Raw genomic sequence first — 321 nt, forward strand, 5'->3', positions numbered from 1 at the left:
TGAAGCCTGGTAATGTCCTACTTTCACATAGCAAATGCTACACTATCATCGGCGCTGTTTCGTTTCACTACTGAGTTCGGCATGGGATCAGGTGGGTCCAAAACGCTATTGTCACCAAGCAAATTTGGGCGTTAATCCGTATCACTACGCACTAACTGAATTTGGAAAATATCTGATAATATTTTTTAAGTCTTTCTAAGTAATATCTACTTTAGTCATATTAACTTCTTCGCTTGTTTCACTATCACATAAAACGCGTTTGGCGTTGTATGGTTAAGCCTCACGGGTAATTAGTACAAGTTAGCTTAATGGCTCACACCA

Annotated in this window: 1 rRNA gene; it reads right to left on the bottom strand. The window is 39.3% G+C overall.

The annotated features are described in order from the left end of the window. Positions 1-4: 4 nt before the first annotated feature. A 5S ribosomal RNA gene (gene rrf / locus H5119_RS20185) occupies positions 5-119 on the bottom strand. Between the last annotated feature and the right edge of the window lie 202 nt (positions 120-321).

It is taken from the genome of Pseudoalteromonas sp. SG45-5 (assembly GCF_014164085.1).
Classification (GTDB): Bacteria; Pseudomonadota; Gammaproteobacteria; order Enterobacterales; family Alteromonadaceae; genus Pseudoalteromonas; species Pseudoalteromonas aliena.